The sequence below is a fragment of the Saccharopolyspora cebuensis genome (assembly GCF_039542665.1).
Taxonomy (GTDB): domain Bacteria; phylum Actinomycetota; class Actinomycetes; order Mycobacteriales; family Pseudonocardiaceae; genus Saccharopolyspora; species Saccharopolyspora cebuensis.
Genome location: NZ_BAABII010000004.1, coordinates 587513 through 605769, shown reverse-complemented (window position 1 = coordinate 605769; position 18257 = coordinate 587513). Strand labels below are relative to the sequence as shown.

The window sequence follows — 18257 nt, the reverse complement described above, 5'->3', positions numbered from 1 at the left end:
GTGACACAGATCACGTAACTTGGGAGGGCGTCGGGTTCCCCGGCCTGCGGTGCCCGCGCGCCCGGGAACGATCACCGCGCGCCCACACCGGGTACCCCGTTGTCCGGCTTGCGCCGCCCGGCCCGGCGCTGGTAACCGGCGGCGCGCGATTCGCGATTCCGCACTAGCCGGGAGTGACCGGAAATGGTCCGTTCCGGCCACGGCTTCGGCATTCGAATGAGCGCGGGGGTCGGCTGGACGGTCAAGATCGGCATCGCTAGAGTTCGTCGCGTCCACAGCGATTCCCGCGGCGATTGGCATGGAGGGCACCCATGACAACGCGCGACGGCAGTGGTCGTCCGGAACCCGGTGCGACCAGGTCCGACGGCGTCCCGGCAGCACGGCGGCAACGTGCGCGGCACCCGTTCCGCGCCTTCTCCGGAACGAAATACGAATAGTCTCCGCGAATTCACCGGAATCCGCGTCCCGCAATTCACGCCATCCCTGGGGGGTGCGCGGTTGAATCGACCTGACCAACCGGTTCTCCGCGCACCCGAACTCACTGCGTCCGGTCCGCGCCACACCCCGGATGAGTGAGCAGCGAGGGGCGCCCCCGTCCTCGGATCTCCGACGGGGGCGCCTCCCGCCTCCCACGTGAGCTGAGTGAGGGGCCCCCTTGCCCAAGTAACTCGGACAAGGGGGCCCCTCACCTACGTCCAGAGGTCATCGGCCCGCTGGGCAGTGCGACGGCTAGGCGCGTGCCGGGAGGGCGATCTCGCCGTGGGCGGCCCGCTGCGCGATGTCGGTGCGGTAGTGCGCGCCGGGCAGGTGGACCCGGGAGACCCGGTGGTAGACCTCGGTGCGCGCGGCCTCCAGGTCGGGGCCGGTGGCCACCACGGACAGCACCCGGCCGCCCGCGGACAGCACCGCGCCGTCCTCCCGGCGGCGGGTGCCGGAGTGCAGCACGCCCGGGGCGTCGCCGCCCTGGATGGTGTCGTCGACGCGCGGTCGGCCCGGGTAGCCCTCGGCGGCCAGCACCACCGCGACCGCGTAGCCCGGCTCCCACACCAGCGGCGGCTGCGCGGCGAGCTCGCCGGTGGCCACGGCGTGCAGCACGGTGGCCAGCGGCGTCTGGAGCAGCGCCAGCACGGCCTGGGTCTCGGGGTCGCCGAACCGGCAGTTGAACTCGATGACCTGCGGTCCGTCCGAGGTCAGCGCCAGGCCCGCGTAGAGCAGGCCGCTGAACGTCGCCCCGCGCCGGTCCAGCTCGTCGACGGTGGGCTGCACGACGGTGCGCACCACCTCGTCGACCAGGCCCTCCGGCGCCCACGGCAGCGGCGCGTAGGCGCCCATGCCGCCGGTGTTGGGCCCGGCGTCGTCGTCGCCGACCCGCTTGAAGTCCTGCGCGGGCACCAGCGGCACCACCGTGGTGCCGTCGACGAAGCAGAACAGGGACGCCTCGGGGCCGTCCAGGAAGCTCTCCAGCAGCACCGGGTGGCCGCCGTCGAGCAGCGTCAGCGCGTGCGCCCGCGCGTCGTCGAAGTCGCGGGTGACCAGCACGCCCTTGCCCGCGGCCAGCCCGTCGTCCTTGACCACCCAGGTGGGGCCGAAGCGGGCCAGCGCGGCGTCCAGCTTCGCCGGGTTGTCCACGATCTCGCCCTGCGCGGTCGGCACCCCGGCCGCCTCCATGACGTCCTTGGCGAACGCCTTCGAGCCCTCGATGCGGGCGGCGGCCCCGGACGGCCCGAAGCAGGGGACGCCCGCTTCGCGCACCGCGTCGGCCGCCCCGGCGACCAGCGGCACCTCGGGCCCGAAGACCACCAGGTCGGCGTGCCAGCGGGTCGCCAGGTCGACTACCTGGCGCGGTTTGGCCACGTCGACGGCGTAGGACTCGGCGAGCGCGGCGGTCCCGGCGTTGCCCGGGGCGCAGGCGAGCGCCGTCACCTGCGGGTCGCGGGAGAGCGCCAGCACGATCGCGTGTTCCCGGCCGCCGGCACCGATCACGAGGATTCGCACGAACCGCAGCGTAGAGCGTGGGACGCGGCGCGGTGGCCAGGCCCCCGACTACCGCGCGTGGTGATGCTGTCCCCGTTCGTTCACCCGGGTGTCGCCCGATCGCTCGCAGACGGTCGATTGCGGAGCGCAGGGTTCTGGCCGAACGTGCGACTGCCGGTCGCAGCGCGCGACCCGCACCGACAGGAGGTCACCCCATGACGATCCCGGCTCGACTGACGGCGCTGGCCGTCACCGGGGCGGCGGTGCTGGGCCTGGTCGCCCAGACCGGCGCGAGCGCGGCCCCCGTCCGGCCGCCGCACCAGCACGTGGACGAGATCGACGTCTACGGCCACCGGGGCGCCTCCGGCTACCGGCCCGAGCACACCCTCGCCGCCTACGAGCTCGCCGCCCGGATGGGTGCCGACTTCATCGAGCCGGACCTGGTGCCGACCAAGGACGGCCACCTCGTCGCCCGGCACGAGAACGAGATCAGCGGCACCACCGACGTCGCCGAGCGCCCGGAGTTCGCCGACCGCAAGACCACCAAGGTCGTCGACGGCACCGCGATCACCGGCTGGTTCACCGAGGACTTCACCCTCGCCGAGCTCAAGACGCTTCGCGCCGTGGAGCGCATCCCCGAGCTGCGCCCGAACAACACGATCTACGACGGCCGGTTCGAGGTCCCCACCCTCCAGGAGGTGCTGGACCTGCGCGCCCGGCTCTCCCGCGAGCTCGGCCGCGAGATCGGCGTCGCGCCCGAGACCAAGCACCCCAGCTACTTCGCCGCCATCGGGCTGCCGCTGGAACCGAGGCTGGCCGACGTGCTCGACCGCAACCGGCTCAACCACCCGCGCGCCAAGGTCGCCGTGCAGTCCTTCGAGGTCGGCAACCTGAAGCGGCTCGACCGGGAGGTGCGGGTCCGGCTGGTGCAGCTGATCAGCTCCAGCGGCGCCCCGCAGGACTTCATCGAGGCCGGTGACCCGCGCACCTACGCCGACCTGGTCACCCCCGAAGGGCTGCGGGAGATCGCCGGCTACGCCGACGTGATCGGGCCGGACACCAAGGTCGTGCTGCCGGTCGACGAGCGGGGCTTCCTCACCGAGCCCACCGAGGTGGTGGCCGACGCGCACCGCGCCGGTCTGGACGTCGTGCCCTACACCGTCCGCGCCGAGAACGAGTTCCTGCCCGCCGACTTCCGGTCCTCCGCCGACCCGGCCGCCCACGGCGACGTGTTCGCCTTCTACGAGGCGCTGTTCGACCAGGGCGTCGACGGGATCTTCAGCGACCACCCGGACACCGCCGTGCTCGCCGCCCAGGAGCACGCGCGGCGCTGACCGCAACCGGGCGCTGACCGCAACCGGGCGCGGCGGCCACCGGGCGGCCTAACCTCCGCGGAGGAGGTGACGCCCGGTGGCCGCACTGCTGCTCGTGCTGATCGGTGCCCTGCTGGTCACGGCGGTGGCGCGCAGCCGCGAGATCGCGGCCCCGCTGCTGCTCGTGCTCGTCGGGCTGGCCGTGTCGCTGATCCCGGGCGTCGACGAACCGCACATCCCGCCCGAGGCGCTGCTGACCGTGGTGCTGCCGCCGCTGCTCTACGCCGCGGCGCTGGAGAGCTCCTACCTGAACTTCCGGGCCCGCATCCGGCCGATCGCGCACCACGGCGTGCTCCAGGTCGTCGTCACCACCGCGGTCATCGGCTGGATCGCCTCCGTGCTGGTGCCGGAGCTGCCGCTGTCCTCCGCGCTGGTGCTCGGCGCCGTGGTCGCCCCGCCCGACGCGGTGACCGCCGCGGCCATCGGCCGCCAGCTCAAGCTGCCGCGCGGGATCATGACGGTGCTCGGCGGCGAGAGCCTGATCAACGACGCCGCCGCGCTCACGCTCTACCGGATGGCCATCGCCGCCGTCGCGGGCACCGCGCCCAGCTTCGCGCACGGCGCCGGGATGTTCGCGCTCGCCGTGGGCGTCGGGATCCTCGTCGGGCTGGTGCTGGGGGTGCTCGCCCACACCGCCCGCACCCACGTGCCGGACGTGCAGGTGTCCACCGTGCTCGGCGTGCTGGTGCCGTTCGTCGCCTACCTGCTGGCCGAGCAGTTCCACGGCTCCGGGGTGCTGGCGGTGGTCACCGCCGGGCTCTACGTCGGGCACAACCAGCCGCGCGCGCGGTCGGCGGGCCGGTTGCAGGAGCAGACCGTGTGGGCGTCGATCAACCTGCTGCTGGAGAGCCTGGTGTTCGCCCTGATCGGGCTCCAGCTCCACGAGGTCGTCAACGAGGTCGGCCAGCGCCGCGACATCGGCCTGCTGGTCGTCGACGGGCTCCTGCTGCTGCTGGCCACGATGGCCTTCCGGGTGCTGTGGATGTACGGGTCGAACCTGGTCCCCGGGCTGCCCGCGCTGGTGCGGCGCGGTGCCACCGGCGGGCGGTGGCGGCGCACGGCGGTGCTGTCCTGGACCGGGATGCGCGGCGTGGTGACGCTGGCCGCCGCGGGCGCCGTCCCCTACACCACGGCCGACGGCGCGGAGTTCCCCGCGCGCAACGCCATCCAGTTCCTCGCGTTCGTGATCACCGTCGGCACCATCCTGATCCAGGGGACCACGCTGCCGTGGGTGATCCGGCGGCTGCAGGTGTCCGACCCGCGGGAGACCGAGCGCGACGACCGCGCGGAGGCCGGCGCCCGCCGCACCGCGACCGCCGCCGCGCTGCGCCACCTCGACGAGCTGCGCCCGGCCGACCTCGGCTACGACGAGCAGCGCTTCCACCGCGTCGTCAACCGGATGAAGGGCCTGATCGAGCACCAGGGGATGACCGCGGCCGAGCAGATCGGCCGCACCCCCGCCGAACGCGCCGACACCACCGGCAAGAAGTTCGCCGAGCTGCGCCGCGACCTGCTCGAAGTGGAACGCCGCGCGATGGCCGACGAGCGCGACGCGGGCCGCATCGACGACGAGGTCCTGCGCCGCGTGCTCCGCGAACTCGACATGCAGGAAGCCGCCCTCGACTCCTCCTGGCGCAACCGCTGACCCACCCGCGAACTGGGTGAGGGGCACCTTCATCCGACCATGCCGGATGAAGGTGCCCCTCACTCACAACACGACCAGGTGAGACAAGCGGCGCGAGCCGCTTCCAGCCCACGCACGCGCGAAACCCGATCACCGTCAGGCAAGCGGCGAAAGCCGCTTCCGCAGTACCCCACCCTCGCAGCTTGCACCGCCGCGGGTTCTCAGCTGTCTTCTCGCGAGGACGCCCTGTTGCCGTGTATTGACATACATCACGAAGGGCGCCCGGAGCGAGAAGACAGCTGAGGTTCCGCCACCGGCACCGCCCCGCAAAACGACCACCACACCCTCACGCCATCGTGTGGCGGACGATTGTTTGGTCCCTGCCCGGGCCCACCCCGATGGCCGACATCCGGGCGCCGGAGAGCTCCTCCAGGCGCAGCACGTAGGACCGGGCGTTGGCGGGCAGGTCCTCGAAGGTGCGGGCGTGGCTGATGTCCTCCCACCAGCCCGGCATCTCCTCGTACACCGGCACCGCGTGGTGCACGCCGGTCTGGGTCATCGGCATCTCGGTGACCCGCTCGCCGTCGACGTCGTAGGCCACGCACACCGGGATGGTCTCCAGGCCGGAGAGCACGTCGAGCTTGGTGAGGAAGTAGTCGGTGATGCCGTTGACCCGGGTCGCGTAGCGCGCGATGACCGAGTCGAACCAGCCGGTGCGCCGCGAGCGGCCGGTGGTGACGCCGAACTCGCCGCCCTGCTTGCGCAGGTTCTCGCCCGCCTCGTCGGTCAGCTCGGTGGGGAACGGGCCGGCGCCGACCCGCGTCGTGTACGCCTTGAGGATGCCGATCACCGCGTTGATCCGGGTCGGCCCGATGCCCGATCCGGCGCTGGCGCCGCCCGCCGTGGGGTTCGAGGAGGTGACGAACGGGTAGGTGCCGTGGTCGACGTCGAGCAGGGTGCCCTGCGAGCCTTCCAGCAGCACGGTCTCGCCGCGCTCCAGCGCCTGGTTGATCTCCAGCTTGGTGTCGGCGATCCGGGAGGCGAACCGCTCGGCCTGGCCGAGCACCGTGTCCACCACCTCGTCGACGTCCAGCGCGCGCCGGTTGTAGACCTTGACCAGGATCTGGTTCTTGACGTCGAGGGCGGCCTCGACCTTCTGCCGCAGGATCTTCTCGTCCAGCAGGTCCTGGGCGCGGACCCCGACCCGGGCGATCTTGTCCTGGTAGCAGGGCCCGATGCCGCGGCCGGTGGTGCCGATCTGCTTCTTGCCCAGGTAGCGCTCGGTGACCCGGTCGATCGCCACGTGGTACGGCATGATCAGGTGCGCGTCGGCGGACAGCAGCAGGCGGGAGGTGTCCACGCCGCGCTCCTCCAGCCCGGCGAGCTCCTCCAGCAGCACGCCCGGGTCGACCACCACGCCGTTGCCGATCACGTTGGTCACGCCGGGCGTGAGGATGCCCGACGGGATCAGGTGCAGCGCGAAGTCCTGCCCGTCCGGCAGCACCACGGTGTGACCCGCGTTGTTGCCGCCCTGGTAGCGGACGACCCACTGCGCCTGCTCGCCGAGCAGGTCGGTCGCCTTACCCTTGCCCTCGTCGCCCCATTGGGCTCCGATCAGCACGATCGCCGGCATCTGCAACTCCAAACCGGGCGGGGAAGCCGCCAACGTGTCCGACCACTGCCGGTCGATCAGGGTAAACCAGGAGCAGAACGTGAGTACCACCGCATTGTCCTGCGGAAACGACCACCGCGCAGAGCGCCCGTCCGGTCACGGTGTGCGATGGACCGAGGTACCGGCCGTGCCGGGGCGCGCCGAGATCGATCCGCTGCTCGACGCCGGGCGGATCGTGGTGCACGGCACCGACGCCGACCTGGCCGCCGTGGTGCTGCGGATGCTGCGCAAGCAGCGGCTCGCGGACCTGGTCGTGGCCTACGTGCCGGTGGCCGACTCCCCGGTCGCGCGGCTGTGGGGGCTGACCCCGGGCGACCTGGACCGCGCGATGACCGCGCCCGGCCGTCCGGCGCCGCTGGTCCGGGACGACTCCGGCGGGGTGCTGCTGGGCTCCGGCGTCGTCGCCCCGATCACCGGTCAGGTCTACTGCGACGACCAGCGGGTGCTCAACGGGCCGGCGCGGCGCCTGGTGGTCTCGCCCGATCCGGCGGCGACCCCGCTGCCCGAGTCGACCTCGGACCCGCTGAGCACCCAGCTCGAACCGGCCACCGACGGACTGCTGGTCACCGCGGTGCGGCGCGGGCTGATGCGCAGGCAGCAGGTCGCGCGCGGGCGCGCGGTGCAGGCGAGCTTCCGCGCCGCGACCGTGCACCGCGACGGCCTGGCGCACCCGCGCCCGGCGGAGAAGTGGGTCTGGTACCGCCACACCGAGGACCTCCTGCTGGCTCGGTGATGGTGTGGTGGTCGTTTTGCGGAGCGGTGCGGGTGGCGGAACCTCAGCGGCCTTCTCGCTCCGGGCGCCCTTCTTGATGTATTCCAATACACGGCATCAGGGCGTCCTCGCGAGAAGGCCGCTGAGAACCCGCGGCGGTGCAAGCTGCGAGGGTGGGGCAAAGCGGAAGCGGCTTTCGCCGCTTGCCTGACGGTGGTTGCTGGTGGCGCGTGCGTGGGCGCGTGCGTGCGGACGCGGCTGGCACCGCTTGTCTGGTGGCGGGCCTTGGTTTGTCGCTGAGGTGGGTGATGTCGGACTGCGCCATCGGTGGCGGTTTCACGTCAGGTCACCTGGTCGACACGCTCGGGCATTGCTCCGTCCACCGGGCTCGGTCATCGTCTGATCAGGCCGATCGCCTGATACGACGCCCACTCGGAGGCACCCATGGCAGTCCACCGATCGTTGCGCGCGACCCTCACCGCCCTCCCGCTCACGGCCCTGCTCGGCCTGGCGCCGACCGCCTCGGCCGTGGCCGAGCCGCCCGGCATCCCGACTCCCGGGACCGCGAAGTCCCAGCTCGCCGAGCTCACCGTCGCCCCCGAAGGTTCCATGGACGGCTACAGCCGGGACCGCTTCCCGCACTGGAGCTCCCACCCGGACAACTGCAACACCCGCGAGGTGGTGCTCAAGCGCGACGGCGACGGCGTGCAGGTGGGCACCGACTGCTACCCGACGGCCGGGTCCTGGTCCAGCCCCTACGACGGCGCCACCTGGCAGCAGCCCTCCGATGTGGACATCGACCACGTGGTGCCGCTGGCCGCCGCGTGGCGCTCCGGCGCGGCCGACTGGACCGACGACCGCCGCGAGCAGTTCGCCAACGACCTCGACGGCCCGCAGCTCATCGCCGTCACCGACAACGTGAACCAGAGCAAGGGCGACCAGACGCCGGACGAGTGGATGCCGCCGGAGGCCGGCTACCACTGCACCTACGCCGCGATGTGGATCGCGACCAAGCACAAGTGGCAGCTCACCGTCTCCGACGCCGAGAAGTCCAGCCTGGCGAGCACGCTCAGCGGGTGCTGACGCACCGACGTGGGGAGGGTTCCCGATGACCGCGGAGGTGCTGCGCTCCTCGCTGACCGCGCCCCCCGGCGGGGTGCGGACCGACGAGGTCGGCGTGATCACCGGTGACCTCGAACTCGCCACCGAGTGCGAGGCCGGTGCGGTGGTGGTGTGGCTGCGCTACGCGGGGGCCGACGAGTGGTACCGGATCTCCGGCGCCGACGTCGAGCTGCACGACGCGCGCGACCACGCCGCCCTGCACCGCGCCCTCGCCGCCGTCCTGCACCGGCCCGCGGGCTGACGGCGCCGGCTGACCGGGCGCTCAGTCGAGCATCGCGGTGGCCTGCACCTCGACCAGGTGCTCGGGCAGGTCCAGCGCCGCGACGCCCAGCATGGTCAGCGGCGGGACGGCGGTGGTCCCCAGCGCCGCCTTCGCCCGGTCGATGCCCGCCAGCAGCGCGGGCATCTTGTCCGGGTGCCAGTCGACGACGTAGAGGGACAGCCGCACCACGTCGTCGAAGGTGCCGCCGACCGCGGCCAGCGCGATGCCGACGTTGCGGTAGCAGCGCTCGACCTGCGCCCCGAGGTCGCCCGCGCCGACCACGACCTCGTCGGCGTCCCAGGAGACCTGCCCGGCGATGGAGACCAGCTTCGTCCCCGTCGCGATCGACACGTGCCGGTAGACGTCGATCTCCGGCAATCCGGCGGGGTGCACCGTGCTCACGGCCATGCTGTCGCCCTCCTCGTGCGAGACCACGCGGTCTCTTGCGGTTACTCGATCACCGTAGGAGAGTGTGCGCTGACGTGGAAGAACGCACTTTTCAGTGACTGGGGAACCTCATGGTGACCAAGCAGGGCAGCGGCACGGCCGACGACGCGGACCTCCGGCGCGCGGATTCCCTGGCGCGGGAGATCTTCTCCGACGTCGCCAACAAGTGGGCGCTGCTGATCATCGACGTGCTGGCCGGGCGCACCCGGCGGTTCAGCGAGCTCCGCGACGAGGTCGAGGGCATCAGCCACAAGATGCTCACCCAGAACCTGCGGATGCTGGAGCGCAACGGCCTGGTCGAGCGCACCGTCCACCCGACCGTGCCGCCGCGCGTCGACTACGCCCTCACCGGCCCCGGCCTGGCGCTGCGCGGGACGGTCGACGCGATGTGCGACTGGACCCACCAGCACATCACCCACATCGAGCAATCCCGCAACCGCTTCGACACCTGAGCTCCGCACCGCCCGAGCACGAGCCGACCACCGCCAGGCAAGCGGCGCGAGCCGCTTCCGCCTTACCCCACCCTCGCCACTGGCACCGCCGCGGGTTCTCAGCGGTCTTCTCGCGAGGACGCCCTGACGCTGTGTACGCGCTTGTACATGAGGAAGGGCGCCCGGAGCGAGAAGGCCGCTGAGGTTCCGCCACCGGCACCCCCAAGCAACATGACCACGAAACTCCCGCAGATCACTCAACTTCCGGATGTAGAGGTGGTAGGGCCGCACTGGCTTCTGTTCTGCTCAGCCCGCTGGCCTGGAGCAGGTCCACCGCGATCGAGCGGACCTGGAGCACCACGACCTGCATCGAGAAGTCGCCCTCGCCGAGCAGCTCGACGGTGGACCGGCGGGCGACCGACCGGGCGGCTTCGCGCGCCTGCATCGGTTCCGCGCCGCTGGCCAGTTCGTCGCGCAGCAGCACCACCGCCCCGGCGAGCTCCTCGAGCAGGCCGGGCAGCGGTCTGGGCACGGGTTCGTCGTCGCGCAGCGCCGCCATCGCGCGTCTGGCGAGCACGCGGGTGTTGCGCAACGCCCGGTCGATCGGGGTGGAGGCGGATTCGTAGCGCTGGAGCTCGCCGCGGCTGCGCCAGCGGATCGGGGCGAATCGGGAGATCTCCAGCCCGGCTTCCAGCGCGGTGCGGAACTCCTCGACGAGCCGCTGGCTCTTGCGGGCGTCGGCCAGCACGTCGGAGGCGCGTTCCACGTCGCTGCGGGAGACCGCGCCCGCGATGCCGCGCAGCGCGTCGGCGAGCGCGCCGAGCACCAGGCGACCGTTGCGGTGCGCCACCGCCAGCGGGTTGGCGGGCAGCAGCGCGGCGACGACGAAGCCGACCAGCCCGCCGATCGCCGCGTCGAGCATGCGGGTGAGCCCGCCGGCGCTGGCCGGGGGCAGCAGCGTCGCCACCAGCACCGAGGACGAGGCGGCTTGCAGCACGATGATCGCGCCGCTGTCCAGCAGCACGGCGGTGCTCATCGCCAGCGCCACGACCAGCGCGATCTGCCAGGAGCCGGTCCCGATGAACGAGATCAGGATGTCGCCGACGCCGATGCCGATGCTGACGCCGACGACGAGTTCCAGCGCACGCCGCATCCGCTGGCCGAGCGACACGCCCAGCGAGATGACGGCGGCGATCGGCGCGAAGAACGGCTTCGGGTGCTCGACGACCTCGGTCGCCAGGAACCAGGCGAGCCCGGCCGCGATCGCGCACTGCACGATCGGCACCCCGGTGCGCAGCAACCTGCGGATCCGGCGGATGACTTCCTCGCGCAAACGCAACACGGGCGCCATTGTCCGCCAACCCGGCCCGCTCCGGGCGCGACACCCGGAGCGGACGGGCGAGGTCACGCCAAGCCGGTGGCCTCCAGCGCGGCCTCGTCGCTGTCCAGGAGCAGTTGCCTGCACCGGTCGAACTCGTCGGTCTCGCCGATCTCGCGGGCGGCCTTGGCCAGCGCGGCCACCGAGCGGAGCACGCCGCGGTTGGGCTCGTGCCGCCACGGCACCGGCCCGAAGCCCTTCCACCCCGCCTTGCGCAGCGCGTCCAGCCCGCGGTGGTAACCGGTCCGGGCGTAGGCGTAGGCGGCGACCGGCTCACCGGCCTCCAGCGCGGCCTCGGCCAGCGACGCCCAGGCGGCGCTGAACGCCGGGTGCCCGGCGGCCACCCGCGACGGGTCGGTGCCGGTGTCGAGCTCCTGCTGCGCGGCCTCGTCGGTGGGCAGCAGCGTTTCCGGCGGTTCGAGCAGGTTTCGGTTCGTCATGGGCGCAATCCTGTCATCCGCGCGAGTCGGCGGTCGGGCACCGCCGGAATGCACCCGTCCAGGTGAGACCGAACGGAGTGAGGGGCACCCTTGCCCAACATACTGGGACAAGGGTGCCCCTCACTCAGGACACGAACGGGACTCAGGACACGAACGGGTGGTTCAGCCCGCGAGCATCCGGCCGGCGGACTTGAGCGTCTCGCAGGCGTTGGCGACGCGGGCGGCCATCGCCTGCTCGGCGACCTTGAGGTAGCTGCGCGGGTCGTAGACCTTCTTGTTGCCGACCTCGCCGTCCACCTTGAGCACGCCGTCGTAGTTCTTCAGCATGTGGTCGGCGATCGGCCGGGTGAAGGCGTACTGGGTGTCGGTGTCGATGTTCATCTTGATGACGCCGTAGGACACCGCCTCGTGGATCTCCTCCAGCAGCGAGCCGGACCCGCCGTGGAAGACCAGGTCGAACGGCTTGGAACCGGCGGGCAGCCCGAGCTTCTCGGCGGCGACCTCCTGGCCCTGCTTCAGGATCTCCGGGCGCAGCTTGACGTTGCCCGGCTTGTAGACGCCGTGCACGTTGCCGAAGGTCGCGGCCAGCAGGTAGCGGCCCTTCTCGCCGTTGCCGAGGGTCGCCACGGTGCGCTCGTAGTCGCCGGGCGCGGTGTAGAGCTTCTCGTTGATGTCGTTGGCGACGCCGTCCTCCTCGCCACCGACGACGCCGACCTCGATCTCCAGCACGATCTTCGCCTTGGCCGCCTGGTCGAGCAGCTCGGAGGCGATCTCCAGGTTCTCGGTCAGCTCCACCGCCGAGCCGTCCCACATGTGCGACTGGAACAGCGGGTTCTCGCCCCGGTCGACGCGCTCCTGGCTGACCTTGATCAGCGGCCGGACGAAGCCGTCCAGCTTGTCCTTCGGGCAGTGGTCGGTGTGCAGGGCGATGTTCACCGGGTACTTCGCCGCGACCACGTGGGCGTACTCGGCGAGCGCGGTCGCGCCGGTGACCATGTCCTTGACCTTGGTCCCGGAGGCGAATTCCGAGCCCCCGGTGGAGAATTGGATGATGCCGTCGCTCTCGGCCTCGGCGAACCCGCGCAGCGCCGCGTTGAGCGTCTCCGACGAGGTCACGTTGATGGCCGGGTAGGCGAATTCTCCCGCCTTGGCCCGGTCCAGCATCTCCGCGTAGACCTCGGGGGTCGCGATGGGCATCGGTGGTCCTCCTCGGGGTGGAGTGTGGCGTGGAGTCGCGCAGGATCCTACGAGTCCGCGGCGGCGGAGCTGTCGAGATCGGCGCTACACTTTCGCGTCACAGTGCCGCAGCTCGGTCGGCTTTGCAAAGCCGGTGACTGGATTCAGCGGCGGACCGGACCTGTGGACATGCTCACAGGATCACAGCCAGGAGCCGGTCACGGTGTTCCACTCGCGGATCGACGTCGAGGCGATCACACCCGCCCGGGTGTACGGGTCGTCGTCGAGGATGCGCTGGACGGCGTCGGCGTCGGCGGCCTCGTAGACGATCAGGGCGCCGCGCTGGTCCTCGAACGGCCCGCCCGCCAGCAGCACGCCCTGCTCGGCGAGCTCGCGGGAGTACTCGCGGTGCGCCGGGCGCACCTCCAGCCGGCGCTCCTCCTGCTCCCCGTACACGAGCTCGACCACGAACTTGGCCATCCGGACCTCCCTGACAGCGGATCTCCGGGCACGCTACCCGGTCGGGCGATCCTGGGGACCGCTCAACCGGTAGTTTTGCAGATCATGGGCGAGCAGCACGGAGTGGAACGGACCGTCGAGCGCACGCTCGGCCACCTGCGCGCGCTGGACTCCGAACCGGAGCCCGCTCCGGACCGGCCGCTGACCTTGGAAGACCTGTACCGGCAGCACCGGATGCGGTTGGTCCGGCTGGCGATCCTGCTGGTCGACGAACCGGCCACCGCCGAGGACGTGGTGCAGGAGGCGTTCACCGGCCTCTACCGCAACTGGGGGAAGCTGCGCGACGCGCGCGCGGCCGTCGGTTACCTGCGCACCGCGGTGGTCAACGGCAGCCGGTCGGTGCTGCGGCGGCGCAAGACCGCCCGCGAGTACCAGCCGCCGCACCAGGCCGACGCGCGCTCCGCGGAGTCGCTGGCGATGCTCAGCGCCGAGCACCAGGCGGTGGTGGCGGCGCTGGGCGAACTGCCGCGCCGCCAGCGCGAGGTGCTGGTGCTGCGCTACTACGGCGACCTGTCGGAGGCGGAGATCTCCGAGGCCACCGGGGTGTCCCGGGGGACGGTGAAGTCGACCGCGAGCCGGGCGCTGGACGCCCTGCAGAAGATCCTCGGCGTCGGGTAGCCGCGGACCCCGTTCGGCACCGCCCCCCAAGTTGGTGTAGACCAATGGGTGTGCGGTGGCGGAGGATCGACGGCGTGACCACACACGTCATCGCCGTCGACGTCGGCGGCACGGAGATGAAGGCCGCCCTGGTGGCGGTGGAACCCGGCACCGCCACGCCGCTGCGCGAGATCCGCCAGCCCACCCCGCGCGGGGACGGGCCGATCCTCGACGCGGTGCGGGGGCTCGTCGAGAGCCTGCGCGGCGGGGTCGAGCTGGCCGCCGCCGGGGTGGTGGTGCCCGGTGTCGTCGACGAACGCACCGGCGTCGGGATCTACTCGGCCAACCTCGGCTGGCGCGACCTGCCGATCCGCGACCGGCTCGCCGAGCAGCTCGACGTGCCGGTGATCCTCGGGCACGACGTGCGCGCGGGCGGGCTCGCCGAAGCGCGGCTGGGTGCCGCCCGGGGGCTGCGCGACGTGGCGGTGCTGCCCATCGGCACCGGCATCGCCGCCGCGCTGATCCTCGGCGGCGCGCTGCACACCGGGGGCGGCCGGGCCGGGGAGATCGGGCACGTCGACGTCGGCCACGGCGAGCGGTGCGGCTGCGGCCGGACCGGCTGCCTGGAGGCGGTGGCGTCCTCGGCGGCGATCGCCCGGCGGTACCGGGCGCGCTCCGGTGAACCGGCGGCCGGGGGCGCGGAGGTCGTCGCCGCGCTGCGCGACGGCGATCCGCACGCCGCGGCCGTCTGGCAGGACGCGGTCGACGGGCTGGCCCGCGGGCTGATCGTGCTGGCCGGCGTGGTGGCACCGGAATGCGTGGTGCTCGGCGGCGGGCTGGCCCGCGCGGGCGGACTGCTCGTCGAACCGCTGACCGCGCGGATCGACGAGCTGCTCGCCCCGCACCACCGGAAACCGCGCCTGGAGCTGGCGGAGCTAGGGGACACCGCGGGCTGCCTCGGGGCGGCCCTGCTGGCGACGGAAGGGCTGACAACGGCGTGAACACACCAGAACTGCTGTCCGGCGGGCGGATCGTCACCCCGGAGGGGGTGCTGGACCGGGGCTGGGTCCGGCTGTCCGGGACGACGATCCGCGAGGTCGGCCTCGGCGAACCGGACCCCACCGGCCCCGCGTTCGACCTCGCCGGGCGCTGGTTGGTGCCCGGGTTCATCGACCTGCACTGCCACGGGGGCGGCGGGGGCTCGTTCACCAGCCTCGACCCCGCGCAGGCGGTGGACGCCGTCCGCGCCCACCGCGCGCACGGCACCACCACCCTCCAGGCGAGCCTGGTGTCGGCCCCGCTGCCGGACCTGGCCAAGCAGATCGGCGCGCTGGCCGAGCTGGTCACCGACGGGCTGCTCGCCGGGATCCACCTCGAAGGCCCGTTCCTGTCCTCGGCGCGCTGCGGGGCGCACGACCCGGCGGTGCTGCGACCACCGGACCGGGACTCGGTGCGCGGGCTGCTCGACGCCGGAGCGGGCGCGGTCCGGATGGTCACCCTGGCCCCGGAGCTGCCCGGCTCGCTCGACGCCGTCCGCGATCTCGTCGACGCCGGGGTGATCGCCGCGGTCGGGCACACCGACGCGGTGCTCGACGAGGTGGTGCCCGCCGTCGAGGCCGGGGCGACGGTGGCGACCCACCTGTTCAACGCCATGCGCCCGCTGCACCACCGCGAACCGGGGCCGATCGGGGTGCTGCTGGACGACGAGCGGGTGACGGTGGAGCTGATCTGCGACCTCGTCCACCTGCACCCGACGGTGGCGAAGCTGGCCGCCTCGCACGCCGGGACCGAACGCACCGTGCTGGTCACCGACGCGATCAGCGCCACCGAGGCCGGGGACGGCAGCTACGAGCTGGGCAAGCTGCCGATCACCGTGGTCGACGGGGAGGCCCGGCTGGCCGACGGTTCGCTGGCGGGCAGCACCCTGACCATGGACGTGGCCTTCCGGAACCTGGTCGAGGTGTGCGGGCTCTCGGTGCCGGAAGCCGTCGCGGCGGCGTCCACGCGCCCCGCCGCGCTGCTCGGCGCCGCCGACCGGGTCGGCGCCATCCGGCCGGGGCTGGCGGCCGACCTCGTGGTGCTCGACGAGGACCTGCGGCTGGAGGGCGTGCTCAAGGACGGTTCCTGGGCGGTGCGGCCGGGTTGATCGCTACCCTCGGGGCGTGACCACCCGCGAACCCCAGGACGTCCTGGCCGCCGCGCTGCGCGCGCACGCCGTCGGCGGCAACCCCGCCCCGGCGCCGCGCCGGAAGCTGCCGGTGGCCGGGGTGCTGCTCTTCGCCCTGCTGCTCGGCGTCGTCGCGGGCGCCCTGGCAGCGGTCATCACCCTGCTCTGACACCCGAGCGAGGGGTACCTCTTGCGAGGATCCCGCCGATGATCTGCGTGGCGGTGCGGGTGGCGGAACCTCAGCGGCGGTGCGAGCTGCGTGCCCCACCGCATGCGGCTCCGCCGCATTGTGAAGAACCCTGGTGCGGGCAAGGTGCCCCTCACCGGGTGCCGAACCGCGTCACCAGGCCTGGGTGAGGTCGGCGTGCTGGCGGACCCAGGTGTGCATGACGATCCCGGCGGCGACCCCGGCGTTGATCGAGCGGGTCGAGCCGAACTGCGCGATGGAGACGACCAGGTCGGCGGCCTCGCGCGCGTCCGCGCGCAGCCCCGGGCCCTCCTGGCCGAACAGCAGCACGCAGCGGCGGGGCAGCTCGGTGCGCTCCACCGGCTCGGCGCCGGGGGCGTTGTCCACCGCGACCACCGCCAGGTCATGCGCCGAGGCGAACGCGCGCAGGTCCGCCACCTCCGGGTGGTGCCGGACGTGCTGGTAGCGGTCGGTGACCATCGCGCCGCGCCGGTTCCAGCGCCGCCTGCCCACGATGTGCACCGCCTCGGCCGCGAAGGCGTTCGCGGTGCGGACCACCGTGCCGATGTTGTGGTCGTGCTGGAAGTTCTCGATGGCCACGTGGAAGCCGTGCCGCCGCCGGTCGAGGTCGGCGACGATCGCCTCCCGCCGCCAGTACCGGTAGTGGTCGACGACGTTGCGCCGGTCGCCGTGCGCGAGCAGGTCCGGGTCGTAGCGCTCGTCCTCGGGCGGCGGGCCCTCCCACGGGCCGACGCCGACCGCCGTCCCCCACTCGGTCGGGCCGACCTCGGGCTCGGTCACAGGCCCAGCTCGGCCAGCCCGAGCAGCGTCCGGTACGGCAGCCCGGCGGCCTCCACGGCCTCCCGCGCGCCGGTGTCGCGATCCACCACGGTGGCCACCCCGACGACCTCCGCGCCGCCCTCGCGCAGCGCCTCGACGGCGGTCAGCACGCTGCCGCCGGTGGTGGAGGTGTCCTCGACGGCCAGCACCCGGCGGCCGGTGACGTCCGGGCCCTCGATCCGCCGCTGCATCCCGTGCGCCTTGGCGTTCTTGCGCACCACGAAGCTGTCCAGCGGGGCGCCCTCCGCGTGCAGCATGGCCGCCGCGACCGGGTCCGCGCCGAGGGTCAGGCCGCCGACGGCGGTGTAGTCCCAGTCCGCGGTGAGCTGCCGCAGCAGCGCCCCGATCAGCGGCGCCGCCCGGTGCTGCAACGTCACCCGCCGCAGATCGACGTAGTAGTCGGCCTCCTCGCCGGAGGACAACGTGACGCGTCCGCGCACCACGGCCAGTTCCCGGACCAGGCGGGCGAGCTCGGTGCGCTGCTGTTCATCGACCACGAGGTTCCAGCGTACCCGGCGGCCGGTGGCGCTCAGGTGCGGCCGGGCGTGGTGCGGAGGACGATGGCCCGCTGCACCGACTGCGGCACCAGGCGGCCGAGCGCGACGAGCGCCTTGTACTGCGCGCCGGGGATCGACACCATCCGGCCGCGCCGCAGGTCCGCCAGCGACTCGTGCACCACGTGGTCGACCTGCAACCAGAACGCCTTCGGCAACCGACCCATGTCCAGGTCGGCGCGCTGGTGGAACTCGGTGCGGGTGAAGCCCGGGCACACCGCCAGCACCCGGACCCCGGTGCCGGCCAGCGACACCGCGAGGCCCTGGCTGAACGTGGTCACGTACGACTTGGTGGCCGCGTAGGTGGAGCCGGAGGACGGGAAGAAGCCGGACACGCTGGACACGTTGAGCACGTCGCCGCGCCCGCGCTCGCGCATCCCCGGGACCACCGCGCGGGTCAGCTCCAGCACCGCGGCGACGTTGACCTCGAGCTGCTCGCGGAAGGTCTCGGCCGGGGTGTCCCAGAACGAGCCGGCGGTGCCGAACCCGGCGTTGTTCACCAGCAGGTCGACCGGGCGCTGCGGGTCGGCGAGCCGCCGCGCGACCGCCGCGCGCTGGTCGGGGTCGGCGAGGTCGGCGGTGAGCACCTCGGTCCGCACCCCGTGCCGGGCGTGCAGCCGCTGCGCCAGCTCGTCGAGCCGGGAGGTGTTCCTGGCGACCAGGACCACGTCGTGGCCCTCGGCGGCGAGGCGGCGGGCGTAGGCCCGGCCGATGCCGGAGGTGGCACCGGTGACAAGAGCGGTCGGCATGACCCCAACCTAACCGAGAGGTGCGACCGCGCT

General features: G+C 72.8%; 20 protein-coding genes. 10 read left to right on the top strand and 10 right to left on the bottom strand.

The window, feature by feature from the left end; all coding sequences use genetic code 11:
- Nucleotides 1–729: 729 nt before the first annotated feature.
- Entirely contained in the window at nucleotides 730–1995 is a 1266-nt protein-coding gene (purD, locus tag ABD976_RS09570) for a phosphoribosylamine--glycine ligase (RefSeq protein WP_345360481.1), read from the bottom strand.
- A gap of 194 nt (nucleotides 1996–2189) precedes the next feature.
- Between purD and ABD976_RS09565 the strand changes: the two genes are divergently transcribed.
- Nucleotides 2190–3308 (top strand): glycerophosphodiester phosphodiesterase, encoded by a 1119-nt coding sequence (locus tag ABD976_RS09565; RefSeq protein WP_345360478.1) that lies wholly within the window; start codon nucleotides 2190–2192, stop codon nucleotides 3306–3308.
- A 76-nt stretch (nucleotides 3309–3384) separates the two neighbouring features.
- Nucleotides 3385–4992, top strand: a complete 1608-nt coding sequence (locus tag ABD976_RS09560) for a Na+/H+ antiporter (RefSeq protein ID WP_345360475.1) — start codon at nucleotides 3385–3387, stop codon at nucleotides 4990–4992.
- Nucleotides 4993–5317: 325 nt separating this feature from the next.
- Here the strand turns inward: ABD976_RS09560 and ABD976_RS09555 are convergent, their stop codons facing one another.
- The gene (locus ABD976_RS09555) at nucleotides 5318–6604 is read right to left on the bottom strand and encodes an adenylosuccinate synthase (RefSeq protein ID WP_345360473.1); all 1287 of its coding nucleotides are present in this window, start codon (nucleotides 6602–6604) and stop codon (nucleotides 5318–5320) included.
- Between the two features lie 166 nt (nucleotides 6605–6770).
- Between ABD976_RS09555 and ABD976_RS09550 the strand changes: the two genes are divergently transcribed.
- The 3 genes from ABD976_RS09550 to ABD976_RS09540 all read left to right on the top strand — a co-directional run bounded on the left by ABD976_RS09550 (nucleotide 6771) and on the right by ABD976_RS09540 (nucleotide 8718).
- On the top strand, nucleotides 6771–7376 hold the full coding sequence (locus ABD976_RS09550) for a hypothetical protein (protein ID WP_345360470.1): 606 nt from the start codon (nucleotides 6771–6773) through the stop codon (nucleotides 7374–7376).
- A gap of 423 nt (nucleotides 7377–7799) precedes the next feature.
- Nucleotides 7800–8438, top strand: a complete 639-nt coding sequence (locus tag ABD976_RS09545) for an HNH endonuclease family protein (RefSeq protein WP_345360467.1) — start codon at nucleotides 7800–7802, stop codon at nucleotides 8436–8438.
- 25 nt (nucleotides 8439–8463) lie between these two features.
- Nucleotides 8464–8718, top strand: coding sequence for a hypothetical protein (locus ABD976_RS09540; protein WP_345360464.1), 255 nt, complete (start codon nucleotides 8464–8466; stop codon nucleotides 8716–8718).
- A gap of 21 nt (nucleotides 8719–8739) precedes the next feature.
- Here ABD976_RS09540 and ABD976_RS09535 read toward each other — a convergent pair whose 3' ends face one another.
- The gene (locus tag ABD976_RS09535) at nucleotides 8740–9147 is read right to left on the bottom strand and encodes a RidA family protein (protein WP_345360461.1); all 408 of its coding nucleotides are present in this window, start codon (nucleotides 9145–9147) and stop codon (nucleotides 8740–8742) included.
- A 110-nt stretch (nucleotides 9148–9257) separates the two neighbouring features.
- Here ABD976_RS09535 and ABD976_RS09530 point away from each other — a divergent pair, with 110 nt between their 5' ends.
- A complete protein-coding gene (locus ABD976_RS09530; protein WP_345360458.1) occupies nucleotides 9258–9638 on the top strand; it encodes a winged helix-turn-helix transcriptional regulator in 381 nt (126 codons plus the stop codon).
- Nucleotides 9639–9870: 232 nt separating this feature from the next.
- On the opposite strand, the gene ABD976_RS09525 is transcribed toward ABD976_RS09530, so the two are convergent.
- The 4 genes from ABD976_RS09525 to ABD976_RS09510 all read right to left on the bottom strand — a co-directional run bounded on the left by ABD976_RS09525 (nucleotide 9871) and on the right by ABD976_RS09510 (nucleotide 13091).
- Complete coding sequence (locus ABD976_RS09525) at nucleotides 9871–10968, bottom strand: FUSC family protein (protein WP_345360455.1); 1098 nt, start codon at nucleotides 10966–10968, stop codon at nucleotides 9871–9873.
- A gap of 53 nt (nucleotides 10969–11021) precedes the next feature.
- Nucleotides 11022–11435 (bottom strand): DUF3151 domain-containing protein, encoded by a 414-nt coding sequence (locus ABD976_RS09520; RefSeq protein WP_345360452.1) that lies wholly within the window; start codon nucleotides 11433–11435, stop codon nucleotides 11022–11024.
- Between the two features lie 162 nt (nucleotides 11436–11597).
- A complete protein-coding gene (fbaA, locus tag ABD976_RS09515; RefSeq protein WP_345360449.1) occupies nucleotides 11598–12632 on the bottom strand; it encodes a class II fructose-bisphosphate aldolase in 1035 nt (344 codons plus the stop codon).
- Nucleotides 12633–12812: 180 nt separating this feature from the next.
- Nucleotides 12813–13091 carry a YciI family protein gene (locus ABD976_RS09510; RefSeq protein WP_345360446.1) on the bottom strand — a complete coding sequence of 93 codons (279 nt, stop codon included), beginning with the start codon at nucleotides 13089–13091 and terminating at the stop codon, nucleotides 12813–12815.
- An 84-nt stretch (nucleotides 13092–13175) separates the two neighbouring features.
- Here ABD976_RS09510 and ABD976_RS09505 point away from each other — a divergent pair, with 84 nt between their 5' ends.
- The 4 genes from ABD976_RS09505 (at nucleotide 13176) to ABD976_RS09490 (ending at nucleotide 16063) form a co-directional block, all read left to right on the top strand.
- Entirely contained in the window at nucleotides 13176–13748 is a 573-nt protein-coding gene (locus ABD976_RS09505; protein WP_345360443.1) for a SigE family RNA polymerase sigma factor, read from the top strand.
- 74 nt (nucleotides 13749–13822) lie between these two features.
- Nucleotides 13823–14728, top strand: coding sequence for an ROK family protein (locus tag ABD976_RS09500; protein WP_345360440.1), 906 nt, complete (start codon nucleotides 13823–13825; stop codon nucleotides 14726–14728).
- Nucleotides 14725–15873, top strand: a complete 1149-nt coding sequence (gene nagA / locus ABD976_RS09495) for an N-acetylglucosamine-6-phosphate deacetylase (protein ID WP_345360437.1) — start codon at nucleotides 14725–14727, stop codon at nucleotides 15871–15873. Before ABD976_RS09500 ends, nagA begins: the two co-directional genes overlap by 4 nt.
- Before the next feature lie 16 nt (nucleotides 15874–15889).
- Nucleotides 15890–16063, top strand: a complete 174-nt coding sequence (locus ABD976_RS09490) for a hypothetical protein (protein ID WP_345360434.1) — start codon at nucleotides 15890–15892, stop codon at nucleotides 16061–16063.
- 171 nt (nucleotides 16064–16234) lie between these two features.
- On the opposite strand, the gene ABD976_RS09485 is transcribed toward ABD976_RS09490, so the two are convergent.
- The 3 genes from ABD976_RS09485 to ABD976_RS09475 are packed head-to-tail and all read right to left on the bottom strand — an operon-like array spanning nucleotide 16235 to nucleotide 18224.
- Nucleotides 16235–16882, bottom strand: coding sequence for a TrmH family RNA methyltransferase (locus ABD976_RS09485; RefSeq protein ID WP_345360431.1), 648 nt, complete (start codon nucleotides 16880–16882; stop codon nucleotides 16235–16237).
- Nucleotides 16879–17418, bottom strand: coding sequence for an orotate phosphoribosyltransferase (gene pyrE, locus ABD976_RS09480; protein WP_345360428.1), 540 nt, complete (start codon nucleotides 17416–17418; stop codon nucleotides 16879–16881). The genes ABD976_RS09485 and pyrE overlap by 4 nt, the downstream gene beginning before the upstream one ends.
- Nucleotides 17419–17450: 32 nt before the next feature.
- Entirely contained in the window at nucleotides 17451–18224 is a 774-nt protein-coding gene (locus ABD976_RS09475; protein ID WP_345360425.1) for an SDR family NAD(P)-dependent oxidoreductase, read from the bottom strand.
- Nucleotides 18225–18257: the final 33 nt, after the last annotated feature.

Coding starts and splice junctions, on each gene's coding strand:
- ABD976_RS09555 (WP_345360473.1), bottom strand. CDS start 6,604: ATGCCGGCGATCGTGCTGATCGGAGCCCAATGGGGCGACGAGGGCAAG.
- ABD976_RS09565 (WP_345360478.1), top strand. CDS start 2,190: ATGACGATCCCGGCTCGACTGACGGCGCTGGCCGTCACCGGGGCGGCG.
- ABD976_RS09525 (WP_345360455.1), bottom strand. CDS start 10,968: ATGGCGCCCGTGTTGCGTTTGCGCGAGGAAGTCATCCGCCGGATCCGC.
- ABD976_RS09535 (WP_345360461.1), bottom strand. CDS start 9,147: ATGGCCGTGAGCACGGTGCACCCCGCCGGATTGCCGGAGATCGACGTC.
- ABD976_RS09540 (WP_345360464.1), top strand. CDS start 8,464: ATGACCGCGGAGGTGCTGCGCTCCTCGCTGACCGCGCCCCCCGGCGGG.
- ABD976_RS09545 (WP_345360467.1), top strand. CDS start 7,800: ATGGCAGTCCACCGATCGTTGCGCGCGACCCTCACCGCCCTCCCGCTC.
- ABD976_RS09530 (WP_345360458.1), top strand. CDS start 9,258: ATGGTGACCAAGCAGGGCAGCGGCACGGCCGACGACGCGGACCTCCGG.
- ABD976_RS09475 (WP_345360425.1), bottom strand. CDS start 18,224: ATGCCGACCGCTCTTGTCACCGGTGCCACCTCCGGCATCGGCCGGGCC.
- ABD976_RS09510 (WP_345360446.1), bottom strand. CDS start 13,091: ATGGCCAAGTTCGTGGTCGAGCTCGTGTACGGGGAGCAGGAGGAGCGC.
- ABD976_RS09505 (WP_345360443.1), top strand. CDS start 13,176: ATGGGCGAGCAGCACGGAGTGGAACGGACCGTCGAGCGCACGCTCGGC.
- fbaA (WP_345360449.1), bottom strand. CDS start 12,632: ATGCCCATCGCGACCCCCGAGGTCTACGCGGAGATGCTGGACCGGGCC.
- ABD976_RS09520 (WP_345360452.1), bottom strand. CDS start 11,435: ATGACGAACCGAAACCTGCTCGAACCGCCGGAAACGCTGCTGCCCACC.